An 18913-nucleotide genomic window follows, 5' to 3' on the forward strand; every position below is an offset into this window, starting at 1 on the left:
ACAAAGTGCGTGAACGGGCCCTGTGATGGAGCGCCGGGCAGGCCTTGCACCTGCATTTCCCCGCAGGAAGCGGGGCGTCTTTCCTTGGACCACCAACGCAACGCAAGCCGCCTTGAGTTACGGCGACCAACTCAGGATCAAGCTTAGCGCATGCTGCCGCCCCTTCCGCTCCGCGGTATGACCGGGCGCCGGTAAGCCGCCTCGGCCGACCGGTATCGGGCCAAGACCTCGGCCGGGGGCGACAGCGAGGCGAAGGCGACGGCGACGCAGCCATCGTGGGTACGGAGGGTTCCGGCGCTCCGTCGCCGGAACCCTCCGACAGCTCGAGACCGATTCGTCTACTTCCTCTTGCCACCGCCGAGGATCTGGCCCAGCAGGTCACCGAGCCCGCCGCCCGCGCTCGGCGCGCCACCCGCTCCTGCGGCCGTACCCTTTCCGCCGGCCGCCCGCTTGGCGAAAACGGCCATCAGTACCGGGATCAGCAGTTCGATGACCCGGCTGACGGTGGCCGCGGGGATGCCGGTCTTCTTGGAGACGGCCGCGGCGACGGGCTTGCTCAGTTTGGCGAGCACCCCGGCCATCAACCCGCCGCCCAACAGGCCTCCACCGAACGTGGCTACGCCTTGGAGCGGGGGCTCGGCGACCTCCGCGACAGCCTGGCGGACCTCATCGTCCTCCACGTCGGCCTTTTGTTGAAGGTCGGCGGCCATGGCGCCCACCGTGACCTCGATCGTCTCGCGTGCGCCGGTGGCGTCGGTGCCGAGCAGAGCAGCGATCTCGGTCAGCCTGTCATCGCCGAGCTCGTGCAGCACGTCGTCCTGGAATGAAGGTTCGCTCATGTCCGATGCAACGAGCGACCCCGACCAGACGTGACGGATGCAATGTCACGCCCTGACGCCGCGCCGTACGCAGGCTGAACACGCGCGGCACCACGGCGTGCGGGCCGATGCGTCCAACCCCGATGCTGTCGAGGGTGTTGTCGAACAGCGTCTGGTTCACTTCGCCTGGGCGAGCCGGACGGCGTCGGGGCCGGCCGGGAACCGCAGCTGCCCGGTCGTGTCGTGGACGGCCCGCCAGACCGTCTCCGCGACATCGCTCTCCGTCGTGAACAGGTCCTGGCCCATGAAGTCACCCATCGCCTTCTCCACGAACGGCGCATACGGCGCCGAGACCAGTTCCTGCATCGGCACGCCGTTCGTCGCCTTGCCCGCGAAGTTCGTCGTCAGGCAGGCGCCCGGCTGGACCGTCTTCGCCTGCACGCCGAAGGGCGCGAGCTCGAGCGCGAGGGACGCGGTGAACCCCTCGACGGCCATCTTGCTCGCCTTGTAGACGGCCGAGAGCGGCATGTGGCCCAGCACCACGCTGGAGGTCACGTTGACCACCACACCCGATCCACGCTCGCGGAACTGGGGCAGCACCGCCTGCGTCATCGCCATCGCGCCGAACGTGTTGGTCTCGAAGACGTCCCGCACGCGGGCCATGGGGACGTCCTCGAACACGCTGATCGAGGGGACGCCCGCGTTGTTGACCAGCGCGTCGACGCTCCCCGCCGCCTCCAGTGCGGCGGCGATGGACTCGGGACTCGTCACGTCCAGCTCGATGACGCGCAGCCGGTCCGACTCGGGCAGGACACCCGCGCGCGGCGTCCGCATCGTGGCGATGACGTTCCACCCCTGCGAGTGGAAGTGGAGGGCGGTCTCACGCCCGTACCCGGAAGAGGTACCGGTGATCAGAACGGTCTTCATGCTGCACTCCTGGCGATGTGGTGGGGTCCGCGATCGGACAGGCATGTTCCTGCTCCGCGGAAGAACTCGTCATCCCATTGAATCGCTCTGAGCTGCGAAAACAGTAGAACTATCCTCGCTCGTCCTTGCACAATCCTGCTCCTCATCCACCTTTCGTCCGCGCCCGGCGAGCCTTCCGCCCGGAAGTCCGCGGCCCGCGAGCGGGGCGCCGGGCAGAAGCGCGCAGTGGGCACCCGTAACCGACGTTGCTTCGCGACAGCGTCCACCACGCCTACGGGCTGACGGCCTGCGGAGGGCCGACAGGCGACCCGTGGGGCCCGACAGGATAATGAAGGCGGGGCGCGAACAGCGGACTCGATCGCCAACGTTCCGGGACGTACCGTGAAAGTGCCGGGGATCGACTATTACGCCATCTTCGAGGCGTCACCCAGCGCGATGCTGGTCATCACACCTGGCTTCAGCATTCTCGACGCGAACCAGTCCTATCAGGAGCTGGTCGGCCGCACCCGTGAGGAGCTGCTGGGGCAGTACGTCTTCGACGCCTTCCCGCAGGAGGACGAATCGGGGCTGGCCGACCTGGAGGCGTCACTGCGCCGCGTGCTGGAGAGCCGCGCCCAGGACGTCGCCGGCCCCATCCGTCACGACCTGGAGGAGCCGGACCGGCCGGGCGTGTTCGCGGAGCGCTACTGGAGCCCGGTCAACGCACCCGTCCTGGACTCCGAAGGACAGGTCGCGCTGATCGTGCACCGGCTCGAGGAGATCACCGGTCTCGTCCACGCCGGCAGCGGCGAAGGCGACTACCAGCACCGTCAGATGGAGCTCGAGCTCTACGCCCGTTCGCGCGAGCTGCAGCAGGTCAACGAGCGACTGCGCCAGGCCAACGCCCGCGAACGTCAGGTCGCCATCGCGCTCCAGGAGGCGATGCTGCCCGCGCCACAGGCCCTCGCCCATCACCGGGCAGCGGTCCGCTACCGTCCCGCGGTCCACACCCTCAACGTCTGCGGCGACTGGTACGACGTGACGCAACTCCCCAGCGGCGACTACGCCGTCGCCGTCGGCGACGTGGTCGGCCACGGGCTTTCCGCCGCCGGTGTCATGGGCCAGCTGCGCAGCGCCCTCAGCGCCGCCATCCGCGTCGTGGACGGCCCCGCGACGGCACTCGACGGACTCGACATGTACGCCCGTGACGTCGACGGCGCCCTGTCCACCACCGCGGTGCAGACCGTCATCGCCTGGGCCGACCACCGCATCACGTACAGCAGCGCGGGTCATCCGCCCCCGGCCCTGGCCGACCCCGACGGAACCGTGCGTTTCCTGGACCAGGCGACCGACCCCCCGCTGGGCGCGGCCCTCGACCACGCGCCCCGGCCCCAGGCCACCGCCACCTACAGCGACGGCGCCACCCTCGTCCTGTACACCGACGGGCTGATCGAACGCCGCGGAGAGGACATCGACGAGGGCATGCAACGCCTCGCCGACCACCTCACTCGCCATCGCGACAGCGACGTCGAGGCGCTGGCGGAAGCACTGATCGACCTCAACTCCGCCACCGACGACACCGCCGTGGTCGTGATCCGCCTATGACCCGGCCGCCGCCGACAGGGCAGCCTTCTCGAGTGTGTCAGTGGCCTCGCGTAACCTCCGCACGGAGGCGTGGGCGGTGACCCACGAGGATGGGGGCTGCTACGTGAGTGACCATATGGAGTGGTTGGCAGGGCGCGATCGGGACGCGGCACTGGTCATCAGGACCGATTACAGCGACGAACCGGCATGGGCCGCTGTGAGGACGGAGCTGATGAGGCCCTGGGGAGACGGAGACTTCGAGCCGTACGTGCACATCGCCGACGACCCGAAGTGGGTGGGATGCACACCGGCTCAGCTCCTCTCCACGGCGTCCGCCGATGACGAGTTGACCGTCGTGTTCCTCGCCGACCGCGACTCCATGCGTGACGGCCCCGGCACATTGCTGGCGGTGGCCGTACTGACCAGGGAAGAGTGCGACAGCGACGAGGAATTCGAGGCGGACGGAGGCGAGTTCCGTACCGTCCCCGTCGGGGTCCACGAGATACACGCGAACCTGATGATCGCCAATCTGTCCTTCGGCGATTTCAAGGAAGCGGCCGAGGGGGACCCTCAGGGCATCTTCCGGGGGTTCGCCGTCTGACGGACGAGACTCCCCAACTGGACCGCGTGCCGCTACGGGTGAGCACCTGACGGCGCGGCGTGAGGGCGGCGCGGACATCCGCGTAGGTGTCGGGACCGAGCGGGAGGCGGAGCGGAGTCGCGCCGGAGTCGACGAGATCGATCATCGCGTCCGTGATCTTCTCCGCGCTGTAGGGCACGGGGAAGTGCCCGTCCAGGAACGCCTGCCGGGTGGCGGAACGCGTTCTGGGCATCGTTGGACGGCAGGACCGCAGAACACGTGACCCGTCGTGGGCGTTCAGGCGCGGACCAGGTCGTGTCAGTGGCTCGCCGCATACTGACGCCCATGCGGATAACGGAGAACGCACTCAAGCGCGCCTGGTATCGGATAGCGGCAGACTCTGACCTGCTCGACGACGTGATGCTCCCGCCCATCGGCACATCACCCGACCAGTACGTACAGCGCGCGGGCGATCCCGGTGGCCTCTACCTCGTCGTGGGCGAGGATGGCACCGCGCGCGGCTACCGCGGCCCCCATCGGGAGATCTTCGCGACCCAGGACCTCGACCAGGTGTTGTACTTCGCCGCCGAGGAAGCGGTCGGCGACCTCGCGGAGCACATCGTGGCCCACTCCCCCGGCCAAGGCGCGGTCACCAATCTCGTCACCGGACAGGCCGAGATGCTGGACGGGATCAATCCGGCTTGGGGCGGCAGATTCCGCGGCGGCGGCACGGACGGCGCGCGGACGGTACAGCCGTGCCGACGCGACCCGCTGGAACGCCTCGCCTGGATCGCCGGCACCTGGCGCGACCAGGATCCCTACACCAACCTCGCGTTCTTCCGCGGCGAGGACATCAGCGCCGAACGGATCGCCGTGCTCCACGGCGCCGATCCCGGTCAGACGGCCGCCGGGACCCGCCTGTCGGACCTGCGCAGCATGGACGGCACCGCCCGTGACCACGGGGCGATCGTCTGGGAGAGCTTCTGCTTCGGGCAGGCGGGCGACTGGGCCTTCCTGATGTACCACGAGACGCCACCCGGTGTCCGGGCCGACAGCGCGGCTCTCGCCCGACTCGGGGTCACCGAGACCGTGCGGCTGAGCGCCTGCGCCGCGAAGGCCATCTACACCTTCGACTACACACGCGAGGGTCACCGCGTCGACGACGACTGGGGTGTACTGGAGCTGATCTGGTACGACCGGGGTCGCGCCCCCTACTACCGGGGCGGCCAACTCGACTTCCTCAACCAGGCCGTCCGCCGCGCCGAACTCGATCACCCCGAATTGACCAACGAGTTCGAGTTGTACTTCCACGCCCTGGAAACCGCGCTCGGACTTCGGTTGCCCCAGCAGGACATCGAGGCGGGCACCGTCCAGGCCGCACAGTGGGCACGCGGCGGCTCAGGCCGAGCAGACGCACTCCCGTCGGGATGAGTCACGGATCAGGAGGCTCGCTCAAGTCGCCCACCTGACGGACGACGCGGGCGCTGCCGGCACCGACACGCGCGGGCCGTCAGTGCCCATCGCCCGGCGCCGCTGACGCCACCAGCCACCAGCCACCAGCCACCAGCCACCAGCCACCAGCCACCAGCCAGCGTGAGTGCGGCGGCGGCCCGGGCGTGCCGGTGTCCAAGGCGCCACCCGCCGGAAGACCTCCCGCGAACCGTCCGGCGCCGACCGCTCGGCAAGCTCGGCCGCCGCACAAGCCGCATCCCACAGGATCACACCAAGCGAAGTGGACCGTCCGGAGCACGTTATGAACTACCTTGAGAATCAAGGGCGTTGGAGGAACCGTGCGGTGTCGGCGTGGCATCGGTACAGGCACGGGGCGGCCGATGACACGACGAACCCGGCGCACCCGAAGCCCACGCGTAAACGGCGTACAGAGCGGCAGTCACGCGGGGGCGCTGTGACCGGAGCACCGCGAGCGAAGCACTGCGCAAGGTGAGAACTCGACGTGGGAGGAGGGACCGTGACGTATGCGAGAGCCCGGTCGGTGTGCGGGATCGTGACAGTGTGCGCGGCGCTGCTGGCCGGCTGTACGGACGGCGGCGGCGCGCCGGGCGGGGAGACGTCGCGGGAGTCGAGCCCGGGTGCGGGCCGAAGCGGCAGCGGTGCGCGGACCGAAGCGTCCACAGGGGCGGGCACCGACACGGACGCGGGCACCGGAGCGGGCGCGTTACCCGCGGTGTCGCCGACGGCGCAGGCGGACCCGGCGAAGCAGCCGCACACCATGGACGAGGCGGAGGCGTTCGTACGGAAGATGATCGCCGATCCTGAGCTGGTCGGTTCGGGGGTGACGCGGGCGACGCCGTACGAGAGCGACCCGCACACCTGGGCGGTGCTGGGCGCGGACTGCGCATGGCAGCGGCAGGAACTGCCGCGGGACATCCTGGCCACCCTGACCCGCCACTTCGAAGTGCCCGCCGACGGCGCGAAGGCGGCGGTGCGGCTGTCGACCACGGTCACGGTGCACCGCACGGCACTGGACGCGGCCTGGGAGGAGGCCGGGATGCTGGAGGAGGCGGTCGGCTGCCCCGAGCAGACCCTGCGGCCCGGCGAGCGGCTGACCGATCTCGCCTCCACGGCCGTCGCGTGGGGTGAGAGCGGCAACATGACCAGCGACGACTCCCTGTCGGAGTCGGGCCGATGCGTGAGCGACACCCGGGGCGGCCCGTACGCCTACTCGTGGACACAAGCGCTCTTCGGCTCGGTCGTGATCAGCGCCTCCGTATGCGGAGGGCGACAGCAGTCCCTGCGCGAGGTGGAGGTGGCGTCCAGGATGCTGGTGCGGGTGCAGGCGGCGATCGGAAGCCCCACCGAGGCCGGTTCGGCCTCACCACCCCCGGATCCGACACCCTCCGCCGAGAGTCCCGGCGTCAAGGACGCCGAGGGAGGCGAGTGATGGAGCGGCTGCTTCCCACCGACCCCTCGCATCTGGGCGGGAGCCGGCTGCTGGGGCGGCTGGGCGCCGGCGGCATGGGCGTGGTCTACCTCGCCCGCACGGAAGCCGGCGATCTGGCCGCGGTGAAGGTGATCCAGCCCGAGTACGCCGACGAGGCGGAGTTCCGGGCCCGTTTCCGCCGCGAGGCCACCTCCGCCGGGCAGGTCGACAGCCCCTGGGTGGTGCGGGTGCTCGGCGCCGACACAGCGGCGGCGGCGCCGTGGCTGGCCACCGCGTTCGTGCCCGGCCCCTCCCTGGCCGAGGCGGTCGCGGCCTGCGGCCCGCTGCCGGACCGTGCGGTGCGGGTGCTGGGCAAGGTACTGGCGCGCGCCCTGACCGCCGTGCACGAGGCGGGCCTGGTGCACCGGGACGTCAAACCGGGCAACGTCCTGCTCGCCCTCGACGGTCCCCGGCTCATCGACTTCGGCATCGCGCGCCCGACGGCGGCCGACGAGACGGAGCTGACCTCACAGGACATGGTGGTCGGCACCCCCGGCTACCTCGCCCCCGAGCAGGCGCGGGCGCGGCAGGTGGGAGCGGCGAGCGACGTCTTCTCGCTGGGCTGCGTACTGGCGTACGCGGCGACCGGCCGGCCGCCGTTCGGCACCGGCGCGCCGGATGCGCTGCTGTACCGCACCGTGCACGACACACCCGTACTGGACGGTGTGGCGGACGCCGAGTTGCGGGCGCTGCTCGAACGCTGTCTGGCCAAGGACCCCGAACAGCGGCCGTCGGCCGCCGAGGTGGACGCCGCACTGGTGGAGGACGCCCCCGCCGGCACCGTCGACTGGCTGCCCGACCCGGTGGTGAGGATGATCGCCGAACGGTCGGCGGAGATGCTCGCCCTGCCGGGCGTCGAGCCCACCGTCGTGTCGGAGCTGTCCGAGTCGCGGGCTCCGGGCCGTCGCCGGATCCTGGCCCTGGGCGGGGGCGCGGCACTGCTCCTCGCGGGCGGCGGCACCGCGCTCTGGGCGGCGCTGCGCGACGACCGGAACTCCCCGCAGGCGCAGAACGCGGGCGGCCCGTGGGTCATCGGACTGCACGCGGATCTCACGGGCCCGCAGCGGGAGACCGGGCGTGCGCAGGAGCACGGCGCACGGCTGGCGGTGGAGCGGTTCAACGCCCGTAGGAGCAAGCCCTTCACCCTCGCCCTGCGGACCGAGGACGACCGGGGTGAGGCCGCCCGAGCGGTGCGGGCAGCGCGGCGGCTGACCGGCGCCGCCGACGTGGTGGCCGTGCTCGGACCCACGGACTACACCTCGACGCAGGCCGCGCTGGAGGTCTACGACGGTGCCAGGATGCCGCTGTTGACGGTGTCGGAGCTGTCGACCAGTGCCGCGAAGACGGCGCTCGCCAGCACCGTCCCGCACGCCTATTTCCGTGCTGCCTGCCTGTCCGCGTACGGCGCTTTCACGACCGTGACCTCGCTCGGCGCGGCCGGCGTGAAGACCCTGGGCATGTTGGGCGACCGGGCGGGGAGACTGGCCGGCATGGAGTCCGTGATCGTGGCCCAGAGCGCCGCGCGCGGCCGGCTGGCGCTCTACCTGCGCGTGGTACCCGCCCTCGCGAGCACGAGCGCTCTGGAACCCGTCGCCGACGACATGATCGGCCACGGCGTCGACGGATTCTTCTACGTCGGCACACCCGAACGCGCCGCCGCCGTCGCCCGCACGCTTGCCGAGCGGAACTTCGCCGGGCCCCGCTTCGTCGATCCCGCCTCGGCCACCACGGCATTCGTCTCCCGGGCGGGCCGGGCGGCCGAGGGTTGGCAGGCGCTGACGTCGTACATCGGTCCGGACGCCGCGCCGGTACGCGACTTCGCCGCCGCCTACCGCACGCGGTACGACAGCGCGCCAGGGCCCTGGGCGGCCGAGGCGTACGACGTGACGCGCCTGCTGGCCGACCGGCTCAGCGCCCTCGCCCCGAGCGACGGCGGGCGGCCGTCCCACGAGCGGGTCACCCGGGCTGTCGCCGAGGCCCGGTTCACCGGGGTGGCCGGGACGTACGCCTTCGACGAGGACAAGCAGCTGAAGGCGCGGCAACTGCACCGGTTCCGCGTCACGGACGGCCGGTTCGCCTATGGGGGCGCACTGGACATCTCCGGAACCTGACACCGGAGAGGGCGCCGATGCGGCCGTTGCACGCACAGGACCCGGACGAACTGGGCGGGCACCGGCTGCTCGCCCGGCTCGGCGCGGGGGGCATGGGTGTGGTCTACCTGGCTCGCACCCCTGCCGGAACCCTGGTCGCCCTGAAGGTCATCCGTGCCGAGTACGCCGCCGAGCGGGCCTTCCGGGAGCGGTTCCGTCGCGAGGCGCGGCTGGCGCGCGGGTTCACCGGCCGCTGGCTGGTACCGGTGACCGCCGCCGATGCCGAGGCCCGCGAGCCTTGGCTGGCCACGGCGTTCGTGCCCGGTCCCTCGCTGGCCGAACTGGTCGACGGACACGGCCCGCTGCCGCCGCACGCCGTCGCCGCGCTCGGCGCCCGGCTGGCGGAGGCGCTGAACGAGGTGCACGCCGCCGGCCTGGTGCACCGGGACGTCAAACCCGGCAACGTACTGCTCGCCCTCGACGGTCCCCGGCTGATCGACTTCGGTATCGCCCAGGCCCACGGTGCCACGGCGCTGACCGAACCCGGCGCGCTGATCGGCACCCCCGGCTACCTCGCCCCCGAGCAGATCCGCACGGGTGGCGAGGCCGCCCCGGCGAGCGACCTGTTCGCCCTCGGCTGCGTGCTGGCCTACGCGGCCACCGGGCTACGGCCCTTCGGCACCGGCGACCCGGCCGCCGTCCTGTACCGCACCGTGCACGAGGCGCCCGACGCGACCGGCCTCGACCGGCTGCCACCCCTGCTGCGCACGGCGATCGCCCGGCGCCTGGCCAAGGACCCCGCCGAACGCCCCAAAGCCGCCGAACTCGCCCACACCCTGAGAGCTGCCGACCGGGCGGAGGGAACGACGACCGGACCCGAGGAACACAACGCCTCGGACCCGGAGTCCACCGGCACCGCGGACCGGCCGGCCGACTGGCTGCCGTCCGCGGCGCTGCGCCTGGTGACCGAGCGCTCCACCCGCGCACTGGACCCCCCGCACCGGCAGACCACCCGCACTGCCGCGGAACAGACCAACGTCGGCGCCGAGCGTGGGCCCTCCCGTCGCCGGTTCCTCGCCATCGGCGGCACGGCGGCCGCGGTACTCGCCGCGTCCGGCACCGGCGCCGCGGTCCTGCTGGCCAAGGACGAGGGCGGAGCGCACGGCGGCGCGAGCCAAGACCTGCCCACCCATGTCATCGGCCTGCAGGCCGCGCTGACAGGTGCTCAGCACGAGGTGGGGCAGGCGCAGGAACGCGGCGCCCGGCTCGCGGTGGCCGGCCACAACGCCCGCGACGACACCCGCTTCCGGCTCGCGCTCACCACGTACGACGATCGCGGCGAGGCCGCACGGGCCGAGGAGGGAGCCCGCCGGCTGCTCGCCGACAGCTCTCTGTGCGGGGTGATCGGCCCCACCACCGTCGCCGCCGCCCGCGCCGCGGTTCCCCTCTACGGGACCGCGTCCATGCCGGTCCTGCCCGTCTCGGTCGACTACGACGCGACAGGACTGTCCTCGGCCACGATCCGCACCCTCGGCGTCACCACGGCCCCGACCACCTACCGGACGATTCCGGTGCTCGCCTACCTGACCTGGGTCCACAAGGTCGAGCGCACCGCCGTCGTCCAGGATCTGGCCGCGGGCGGGTGGGCCGCCGACATCGCCCGCAACCTGCGCGAGACACCGCCGAGCGCGGGCACCAGCACCGTCCACCCACTGGCGTCCGACGCGGACGACGTCCGCCCGGCCGTCGCCGCCGCGCTGGCCGCGCACCCGGAGGCTGTCGTCTACGCCGGCACCTCGCCGTCCCGTGCGGCGGCCTGCGCCCGCGCTCTGGCCACCGCGGGCTTCACCGGGCCCCGCGTGACCTTCGAACCCGTCATGCGCGCGGCCTTCCCGAAGGCCGCGCGCGAGGCGGCCGAAGGCTGGGTGTTCGAGGCGCCCTACAGCGAACCGCAGGCGTCCGGCACCAAGGCCGCCAAGGACTTCACCGCCGCGTACCGCGCACGCTACGGCGTACCTCCCGCGCGCTGGGCCGCCGAGGCCTACGACGCCGTGGGCCTGATCGCCGCCTCCCTGGACGCGCTGGGCGGCGAGGGCGTCACCCCCGGGCAGGTCGCCGAGCGCCTCTTCAAACTCACCTACGACGGCGTGGCCAAGCCCATCCGCTTCACCCAGGACCTCACCCACAGCCTCACACCCGACAACACGACGTTTCTCTACCAGGTCGAGGACGGGGAGTTCCGCTTCCTCGGCCGGTACGACCAGGTGAGCTGACCGGCTCGCCCCCGGTCCACCACGGGGTCCGGCCACGGACATCCCCATGAACCGTCCCGGCGGGCAGCACTCCGGCGCCGGTCCCCGGTGGCCACCTCGTCCAGGGGGCAGCGCGGACGGCCGGCGGGTGAAGCGCCCTACGGCGTTGTCCGTGAGGTGTCGGGCCGTCAGCCGAGGCCGGAGATCCAGGCGTCGACGGTGGTGACGTCGGCCTGCCGTGGGAAGACCTTCTCGGTCAGCACCCGGTGGACCTCGGGGTCGGCGTCGCCGCAGCCGTCGGCGAGGACGGTGAGACGGAAGTCGAGGTCGGCGGCCTGGCGGAGGGTGGACAGGACGACACCGCTGGTGGCGAGGCCGGTCAGGACGAGGTGGTCGATGCCGCCGCCGCGCAGGACGAGATCGAGGTCGCTGCCGGCGAAGGCGCTGACGCGCTTCTTGGTGACGATGCTCTCGCCGGGGCGGGGCGCGACGTCGGGGTGGATGGCGGCTCCGGGGTCGCCCTCGGTGAAGGCGCCTTCGGGCAGGGCGCTGAACATGCGGCTGGACCTGGTCTCGGGGTGACCGGGGCGGAAGCCGACGACGTACACCACGGGGACACCGGCGGCCCGTGCCGCGGTGACCGCGCGGGCGAGGCGCGGTGTGTAGTCGGGGTCGGGGACGCGCTCGGTGATGGCCCGCTGGACGTCCATCACGAGCAGGGCGGGGTTGGTCACGGTCGGTCCTCACGTGGTGCGGCGTGGGTCGGGTCGCGGTGTACGGCAGGTCACCGCGGGGCGGGTCCTGTCGGGTGGAGCCCGGAAGTCCCCGTCACCGGCCGGCTTCCTGGGGTTGGGGCCCGGTGCTCGTGGCGTCGTCACCCGCGGCCCCGACGCGGCGCAGGGAGCGGTCGGCGACGGTCACGCCGAGGAAGAGGCCGCTGACGGCGAGCATGAGCCAGGCGAGTTCGTGCAGGCCGCCGGTGTCGGCACGCTGTCCGAAGAAGGCGCCGTCGGCGGCGGAGGCGATGATGGCGCCGAGGTAGCCGAAGGTGCGCAGGAGACCGGCGGAGGAACCCATGCGGTCGGGGTCGGCCTGGTGGAAGACGGAGTTCTGCAGGGCGAGGCTGTTCAGGCCCTGCGGGACGCCGAGCACGACGGCGACGCCCAGGAGGAGCCACAGGGCGCTGTCGGCGTGCAGGAACAGCAACAGGGAGCACGCGGCTGTCTGGCCGACGGCGCCGACCAGGAGCTTGCCGCGGATCGCCTGGTGGCGGCCGGTGAGGGTGGACACCACGAGGGCGGTGGCGAAGAGCGGGAGTTGGACCAGTCCGGCCTGTGAGGCGGACAGTCCTCGGCCCTCCTCCATCCACTGGGTGTATCCGTACAGGAACGCGTAGCTGACGATGTAGGCGAGCAGGGCCCGGGCGTACGTGGCCAGGAGCGGCAGGTTGCCGCCGAGCACGCGTATGTCGATGAAGGGCTGCCCCGTTCGCAGCTCGCGCCAGGTGAAGGCGGCTGCCGCGGCGACGGTCAGCGCCGGGAGGTACCAGTGGCCGCCGCCGGGGTTCATGAGGAACAGCAGCAGGCAGACCAGGGCCGTGGCGAAGAGCGCCATGCCGGGCAGGTCCAGGGCGGCGACGGGGTGGCGGTCCGCGCCGCGGCGGGTGGCGGGGGTCGCGGGCAGTCGGCGGACGCCGAGGTAGAGCCCGGCGAGAGCGAGCGGGATGTTGACGGCCAGGGTGGCGCGCCACCCGCCGACACCGATCAGCAGGCCGCCGAGGCTGGGGCCGATGACGGCGATGGTCTGGGTGGTGACGGCGAGCGCGGTGAGGACCGCGGCGGGGCTCTCCTGTCCGGTGCGTCGGGCCTCGCTGCGGATGAGGTACATGGCGGCCGGATAGCCGGAGCAGGTGCCGAAGCCGAGGAGTACGCGTGCGGCGATGAGCACGCCGAGGTCGGGTGCGAGCATGCCGACGACGCCGGCGACGCCCGTGAGCGCCGTCCCGGCCAGGAACAGGCGGCGCGGCCCGAAGAGGTCGATCAGCCGGCCCACGACAGGCTGGCCTATGGAGGTGGCCAGGTAGAGGGCGGAGATCAGCCATGCCGTCCGGGAGGGGGGTGCGCCGAAGGCGGCACCGATCGGTACGAGCGAGACGGAGATGATGGAGGAGTTGATCGGGTTGAGTGCCGAGCCCAGCATCATCGGAGCCAGCAGCCGCCGGTCGAACATCTCGCCCGACGTCCCGGCCGAGCCGGGGCGCAGCCGGCGCGGTCCGCGGGTCACCTTGCCGCTCACGACCGCACGATCCGCTCCAGTACGGCTGTCGCCTGGATGAGGGTCTGCCGTTCGGCCTCCGTGCACTGGTCCTCCAGGGCGCGGGTGAGCCAGCCCTCGCCGGCGCGGCGGCGGTCCTCCAGGAAGGCGTGACCGCTCGGCGTGACGAAGACCAGCTGCCGCCGACCGTCCCCGGGGTCCGGACGCCGGGCGACGAGGCCGCGTTCCTCCAGTACGGCGACGGTGGAGGCGACGGACTGGTGCCGCACGCGTTCGGCGGCCGCCAGGTCGCTGACCGACGCCTCGCCGTCCTTGTCCAGCCGGCTGAGGACGGACGTCTGCGACGGCGTGAGGTCACCGGGGTCATAGCTCTCGCGCATGCGGCGCCGGAGCCTGCTGAACACCACACGGACTTCGCGTGCCGCGCGCACGGCCGATTCGGACACGCCGGTGGTGTCAGCGATCTCGTTCATACCTACAGGTTAACTTGCGCAGCTTGGACTGTGCAAATACCCGGAGCTCGCCGCCACGTGACCACCGCACCCAGCTGCGCGAGGCATCGGCGTCAGATCACCGGTCGGCGCTTCGTCTTCGCCTTCATACGGCGCCGCAGGAGCGACTGATAGAACACCGACCTCGCCTCGTCCGGGTCCACCAGCTCAAAAATGTCCGCAGCCGTCTCGGCGTCGTCGGCCCCACCGGTAAGACCGACCTGCCCGACGACCCACAGACCTTCACGGCACCGGGTACGACACTCGTCACCCAGCCGCGTACGCCCGAGAGACACTTCCGAGTCGCAGGACTCGCCGCTCACCATGCGCCACAAGGTGATCAGGAAATGCCGTCGGGCCATGGACGACAGTTCCCCCGCCAGCGCGGCGAGGATCACGCTGACCGCGGGTACGGAGGCCTCGACGAGATTCGTACCGAGCTCGAGGTGGTCGTCGAGGGTGTACCCGATCATGTCGCGTGGTGTCTCGGCTTCGATGATCACCTCGAACATCATCGGCACGTGCTCGGCGGTCTCACCGCAGCCACACCTCAGGGCGTCCCACGGATGCCGATCCAACTCCGCACGCACCAAGTCGCTGACACCCACCACAGCCCCTCCCGCAGACGAACGTTCTCCGCAGACTGGCACGGGTGAGGAGGCGCACCCAACTGCCCCCGTCGCGGAACTGCGGCCGGAGCCTTGGAGATCACGACCAAGGTTGCGAAGCGTCGGACCGCGGCCGGGCGGTCAGCCGGCGGCCGTGCCGAACCAGGTGGGGAGGTGACCGAGCAGGTCGTGTCGGTCGTCGCCGACCCATGCCACGTGCCCGTCGGGGCGCAACAGGACCGCGGGCGGGTCGAGTTCCTCGCTGACGTCGACGACGTGGTCGACCCGGTCCGCCCAGCCGGCCACGGAGAGGCGGCCGGTCTGGTCGAGCAGTAGTCCGCGGCCGCGGTGCATGAGTTCGTAGAGGCGACCGTGCCCGAGCCTCACGTCGCGCAGGCGGCGGCCGAGCAGTTGGTGTCCCTCGCCGAAGTCGTAGCGGACCGCGATCGCCGTGGCCTTCTCGATCAGGTGGCGGTTGACGTCCTCGAAGTCCATCAGTTCCGACAGCAGCCGGCGCACCGCCCGCGGGCCGGGCTCGGGGGAGAGCAGTTCCATCTGTGCGCGGGTGATGTCCAGCACATCGGCGGCCACCGGGCGGCGTTCGGTGTGATAGGTGTCCAGCAGTGCATCCGGAGCCCAGCCGTTCACCTCGGCGGCGAGCTTCCAGCCGAGGTTGAACGCGTCCTGGACGCCGAGGTTGAGCCCCTGCCCGCCGATCGGTGGGTGGATGTGTGCCGCGTCGCCGGCCAGCAGCACCCGGCCGACCCGGTAGCGCTCCGCCAGCCGGGTGGCGTCCCCGAAACGGGACACGAAGCGCGGTGAGTGCACGCCGAAGTCGGTGCCCGCGATCTCCCTCAGCCGATGCCTGAACTCCTCGAAGGTCGGGGGGACCGTGCGGTCCGCGGCCACTTCCGCGGCGCGCACGACGAAGCGGTACGCCCCGTCCTCGTGGGCTGCGGGGCCGAACCGCAGGCGCGTCGTGCGGAGCTCGGCAGCCACGCTGTTCAGCGTCTCCGACGGAACGGCCACCTCCACCTCGCTCAGCAGCCACTCGACTCCGGCGGGCTCACCGGGGAAGCCGACGCCGAGCAGCTTGCGCACGGTGCTGCGGCCGCCGTCGCAGCCGACGAGGTAGCGCGAACGCAGTCGGGTGCCGTCGGCCAGCTCGGCGGTCACCCCGTGGTCGTCCTGACTCAGCCCGACCAGCCGACAGCCACGCCGGATCTCGGCGCCGAGCTCGGTCGCGCGCTCCGTCAGCAGCCGTTCGGTGATGGTCTGCGGGATGCCGAAGACGTACGCGTGCGCGGTGTCCAGCCGGTCCGGCCGCGGTTTCGTGATGCCGGCGAAGGAACTACGCAGTGGGTGCCGTTCGCCGTGCGCGAGGAACCGCTCCAGCAGACCGCGCTGGTCCATCACCTCGACACTGCGGGCATGCAGACCGAGCGAACGGACCTGCTTGGCCGGCTCCGCCTCCCTCTCCAGCACGACCGCGCGCACACCGTGCAGCCGCAACTCGGCGGCCAGCATCGAACCGGTCGGCCCGCAGCCGACCACGATCACGTCAATCATGGAATCCCAGGGCCTCGGCGTCGATGGCCGCAGTGTCGGTGTGTCGTGGGTCGGGCAGCGTCACGGTCCGCGGACGGCCCGGGCCGGGTCGGCTGCGGACTTCCTTCCGGCGCGCGGGCGCGAACTGGAGCGAGTGTCAGGGGCTGTCCGGGTCTCCCATCGTGGCTATCGCCTGGAAACAGTGGGTTCGGCCCTCGTCGCAGATCTCGGCGGCGGCGTCGAGACTCACGGTACGGACTTCGTAGACGAGGAGGGACGCCGTTCTTCCAGAAGGAAAGACCACCTTGGCCTGGTGCACCGGTCCGAAACTCTCGCTGGGGCTCGTGAAGGCGAAGTGACCCTGCCCGTCGAGGACGAGGGCTGTGTAGTAGTTGTAATTCTCGTCCATGGCGTAGCCCTGGAGATTCGGGCCGGCCGCGATGTGCGGGGCGTGCCGGTCGGGGAGCCGCCCGCACCGCGTGGTGGACGCTCCGCCGGCGCGGGTCGAGGCGAAGCAGTACGTCTCCTCGTCCGTCATCCAGCCCAGATGGCCGGAACCGTCGGCTCCTCGCAGGATGACCGCGAGGATGTCGTCGGGCGGATCCTCGTAACCCGGGGGCACTCCGTGCTTGCGGAAGCGTTCGAGCAACTTGCCGTCGTCGAGGGTGACCCGCGCCGACGCCTCCGGCATGCCTGGCCCGGAGGGCGCCGCTGCTTTCGTGATTCGCGGTGCGGCCGTCGCACTGGGGGTCGGCGAGGCCCTCTTGCCGAGCGGTTCCCCGGCGCTGCACCCGCCCGTCGTCATCACCGTCATCACCGTCATCGCAAGACCCGCGGCCGCGACGAATCGAACCCGCCCCATCTTCGGCATCGACACCCCAGGACGTGATCCTAGAGACCGTCAACGATGATCACTGGACGAATCTCCGGTACCGCTTGGCACAGCGCTGACCATCTCCGGCACCGTGGCGTCCGCTCGGCTCCCGGCGGTCATCACGGCGCGTTCGCCCGTCGCGTGCCGACGGCCCGGCCGCACCTGCGTGTCACCTCGGGTCCACCTCCCGTACCGTCGAGTGCATCAGCCTGACGGCATGAACGACTACCCCACGACCCCTCAAGGCCACGTGGACTCCATGGTCCCTGTGGACTCCGTGGTCCCTGTGGACTCCATGGTCCCTGTGGACTCCATGGTCCCTGTGGACTCCGTGGACGGGCTCATGGCTCTGCTCGCCGACTGCGAGGACAGTTGGGACACCCCTGACAGGTCCGGTGATCCGGTGGACATTCTCGACCACGGTCTCCAGGTCGCTGCGGTCCTCGCGCAACGACACCCGGACGACGAAGAACTGCAGGTGGCCGGACTCGTGCACGACATCGGCCACCACCTGCTGCCCGGCGACGAGGCCGGCCACGGAGAGCACGCGGGGGCGGCCGTCGCGGCCCTGCTGGGGCCGCGCACCGCGCGACTCGTCGCCCTGCACATCCCGGCGAAGCGGTATCTCGCCGCCACCGACCCGCAGCTCACGCTCTCCCCCGAGAGCGCCCGCACCCTCGGCTGCCAGGGCGGTGCCATGACCGAGGCGGAGGTCGCCGCCTTCGAGGCCGACCCCGACTTCGAGGCCGCGGTGGCACTGCGCCGCGCCGACGACGCGGGCAAGGTCATCGGTCTGCGGGTGCCGGGACTGGCCCACTGGCGGCCGGCCGTGGAGCGGGTTGCCGCCGCAGCGGTGGCCGGGGGGCGCGGGCCCGCCGCAGCAGCGGCCGGAGGGCACGGACCGACCCGTTGATGTCGGTCCGGACGGAACGGGCAACCGCTAATACGTTTGTCAGTCCGTTGGGAACGAGAGAACATCCGGTGCATGGAAGAGCCTGCCGAAAGTCTCCGTTCTGACCAGGTTGAACTGCGCCGGTGGCGCATGAGCGATGTCGACGCCCTCTATCGGGCGACCTACGAGTCGCTGGACCACCTGGTGCCGTGGATGCCCTGGGCAGCCGACTACAGCCGGCAGAACACCTCCGATTTCCTCGCCCGAAACCAGGAGGAGTGGGAGACCGGACAAGCCTTCGGCTTCGCGATCACATCTGGCAACACGGTGATCGGCAGTTGTGGCCTCATGCGCCGCATCGGTGCGGGCGGACTCGACATCGGCTACTGGCTTCACCCTCAGTGGACCGGACGGGGTCTGGCCACGATGGCCGCGGGGGCTCTTGTCCGCCAGGGCTTCCAACTGCCAGGCATCGACCGGATCGAGATCCATCACGATGCCGCCAACCCGGCCAGCGGAGCCATCGCCCGCCGCTTGGGATTCACCGAGGTCGAACGCGTACAAGCACCTGAGGGGGGTCCCACCGCCCCGGGCGAGGTGGGGACTGTCGTCGTCTGGCGGATGACGGCGGACCAGTGGCGGACAGGGACAGCCGAGCGCGCTCAACAAGCAGGCTGAACAGGGGCTATGGGCATCCGGGAGTCTTCTCCTGGCGGCCGCCGCCCGTGAGAGTGGCCGCCGCCAGGACAGGACCGGCAACAACGGCTGCATCGGTTCCCACCGCAGCGTCTCGGCGCCCGCCCGGCCAGTCGAGGGTGACCGACTCCGTCTCCTCCGCGGCCGCCCCCGTGCCCGCGCCGGCCCCCATGCGTGCGGCCGCGCCCGGGGGCAGCCTTCCGGCCGCACCTCCAAGTCACCATCGAGTACGTGAACGCCCTTGAAGCCGAGGGTGCTCAGCCCCCAGCAACCCCTCTGGCCACCGTCACCGACGTTCCACGCGCCGTCCGACGCTCCCGTGCGCCGGTAAGTGTGGCCGGAATACCTCCGTCGGCCGA

General features: G+C 71.5%; 16 protein-coding genes. 8 read left to right on the forward strand and 8 right to left on the reverse strand.

What is annotated here, in order from left to right:
- Positions 1-338: 338 nt before the first annotated feature.
- Together ACFV0T_RS19930 and ACFV0T_RS19935 are read right to left on the reverse strand one after the other, a co-directional pair.
- A complete protein-coding gene (locus ACFV0T_RS19930) occupies positions 339-839 on the reverse strand; it encodes a DUF937 domain-containing protein (RefSeq protein WP_385780510.1) in 501 nt (166 codons plus the stop codon).
- 156 nt (positions 840-995) lie between these two features.
- Entirely contained in the window at positions 996-1745 is a 750-nt protein-coding gene (locus tag ACFV0T_RS19935; RefSeq protein WP_385780512.1) for an SDR family oxidoreductase, read from the reverse strand.
- A 381-nt stretch (positions 1746-2126) separates the two neighbouring features.
- Here ACFV0T_RS19935 and ACFV0T_RS19940 point away from each other — a divergent pair, with 381 nt between their 5' ends.
- The 6 genes from ACFV0T_RS19940 to ACFV0T_RS19965 all read left to right on the forward strand — a co-directional run bounded on the left by ACFV0T_RS19940 (position 2127) and on the right by ACFV0T_RS19965 (position 11192).
- Complete coding sequence (locus ACFV0T_RS19940; RefSeq protein WP_385780514.1) at positions 2127-3329, forward strand: PP2C family protein-serine/threonine phosphatase; 1203 nt, start codon at positions 2127-2129, stop codon at positions 3327-3329.
- 115 nt (positions 3330-3444) lie between these two features.
- The gene (locus tag ACFV0T_RS19945) at positions 3445-3909 is read left to right on the forward strand and encodes a DUF6924 domain-containing protein (RefSeq protein ID WP_385780804.1); all 465 of its coding nucleotides are present in this window, start codon (positions 3445-3447) and stop codon (positions 3907-3909) included.
- Positions 3910-4233: 324 nt separating this feature from the next.
- Positions 4234-5319: a hypothetical protein gene (locus ACFV0T_RS19950; RefSeq protein ID WP_385780517.1), complete on the forward strand. Its 1086-nt coding sequence runs from the start codon at positions 4234-4236 to the stop codon at positions 5317-5319.
- Between the two features lie 538 nt (positions 5320-5857).
- Positions 5858-6790 (forward strand): hypothetical protein, encoded by a 933-nt coding sequence (locus ACFV0T_RS19955; protein WP_385780519.1) that lies wholly within the window; start codon positions 5858-5860, stop codon positions 6788-6790.
- A complete protein-coding gene (locus ACFV0T_RS19960) occupies positions 6790-8940 on the forward strand; it encodes a bifunctional serine/threonine-protein kinase/ABC transporter substrate-binding protein (RefSeq protein WP_385780522.1) in 2151 nt (716 codons plus the stop codon). Before ACFV0T_RS19955 ends, ACFV0T_RS19960 begins: the two co-directional genes overlap by 1 nt.
- Before the next feature lie 17 nt (positions 8941-8957).
- Positions 8958-11192 (forward strand): ABC transporter substrate-binding protein, encoded by a 2235-nt coding sequence (locus ACFV0T_RS19965; protein ID WP_385780524.1) that lies wholly within the window; start codon positions 8958-8960, stop codon positions 11190-11192.
- Positions 11193-11359: 167 nt separating this feature from the next.
- Here the strand turns inward: ACFV0T_RS19965 and ACFV0T_RS19970 are convergent, their stop codons facing one another.
- The 6 genes from ACFV0T_RS19970 to ACFV0T_RS19995 form a co-directional block, all read right to left on the reverse strand.
- Positions 11360-11905 (reverse strand): cysteine hydrolase family protein, encoded by a 546-nt coding sequence (locus ACFV0T_RS19970; RefSeq protein ID WP_385780526.1) that lies wholly within the window; start codon positions 11903-11905, stop codon positions 11360-11362.
- A gap of 94 nt (positions 11906-11999) precedes the next feature.
- The gene (locus ACFV0T_RS19975) at positions 12000-13400 is read right to left on the reverse strand and encodes an MFS transporter (protein ID WP_385780807.1); all 1401 of its coding nucleotides are present in this window, start codon (positions 13398-13400) and stop codon (positions 12000-12002) included.
- Between the two features lie 62 nt (positions 13401-13462).
- Complete coding sequence (locus ACFV0T_RS19980) at positions 13463-13918, reverse strand: MarR family winged helix-turn-helix transcriptional regulator (RefSeq protein ID WP_385780529.1); 456 nt, start codon at positions 13916-13918, stop codon at positions 13463-13465.
- Between the two features lie 92 nt (positions 13919-14010).
- A complete protein-coding gene (locus ACFV0T_RS19985) occupies positions 14011-14544 on the reverse strand; it encodes a hypothetical protein (RefSeq protein WP_385780532.1) in 534 nt (177 codons plus the stop codon).
- 141 nt (positions 14545-14685) lie between these two features.
- Positions 14686-16113, reverse strand: coding sequence for a rifampin monooxygenase (rox, locus tag ACFV0T_RS19990; protein WP_385780535.1), 1428 nt, complete (start codon positions 16111-16113; stop codon positions 14686-14688).
- A 136-nt stretch (positions 16114-16249) separates the two neighbouring features.
- Complete coding sequence (locus ACFV0T_RS19995; protein ID WP_385780538.1) at positions 16250-16783, reverse strand: hypothetical protein; 534 nt, start codon at positions 16781-16783, stop codon at positions 16250-16252.
- Positions 16784-17183: 400 nt separating this feature from the next.
- Between ACFV0T_RS19995 and ACFV0T_RS20000 the strand changes: the two genes are divergently transcribed.
- Together ACFV0T_RS20000 and ACFV0T_RS20005 are read left to right on the forward strand one after the other, a co-directional pair.
- Positions 17184-17879, forward strand: coding sequence for a metal-dependent phosphohydrolase (locus ACFV0T_RS20000; RefSeq protein WP_385780540.1), 696 nt, complete (start codon positions 17184-17186; stop codon positions 17877-17879).
- Between the two features lie 72 nt (positions 17880-17951).
- On the forward strand, positions 17952-18536 hold the full coding sequence (locus ACFV0T_RS20005) for a GNAT family N-acetyltransferase (RefSeq protein WP_385780543.1): 585 nt from the start codon (positions 17952-17954) through the stop codon (positions 18534-18536).
- Positions 18537-18913: the final 377 nt, after the last annotated feature.

It is taken from the genome of Streptomyces sp. NPDC059582 (assembly GCF_042735715.1).
GTDB lineage: Bacteria > Actinomycetota > Actinomycetes > Streptomycetales > Streptomycetaceae > Streptomyces.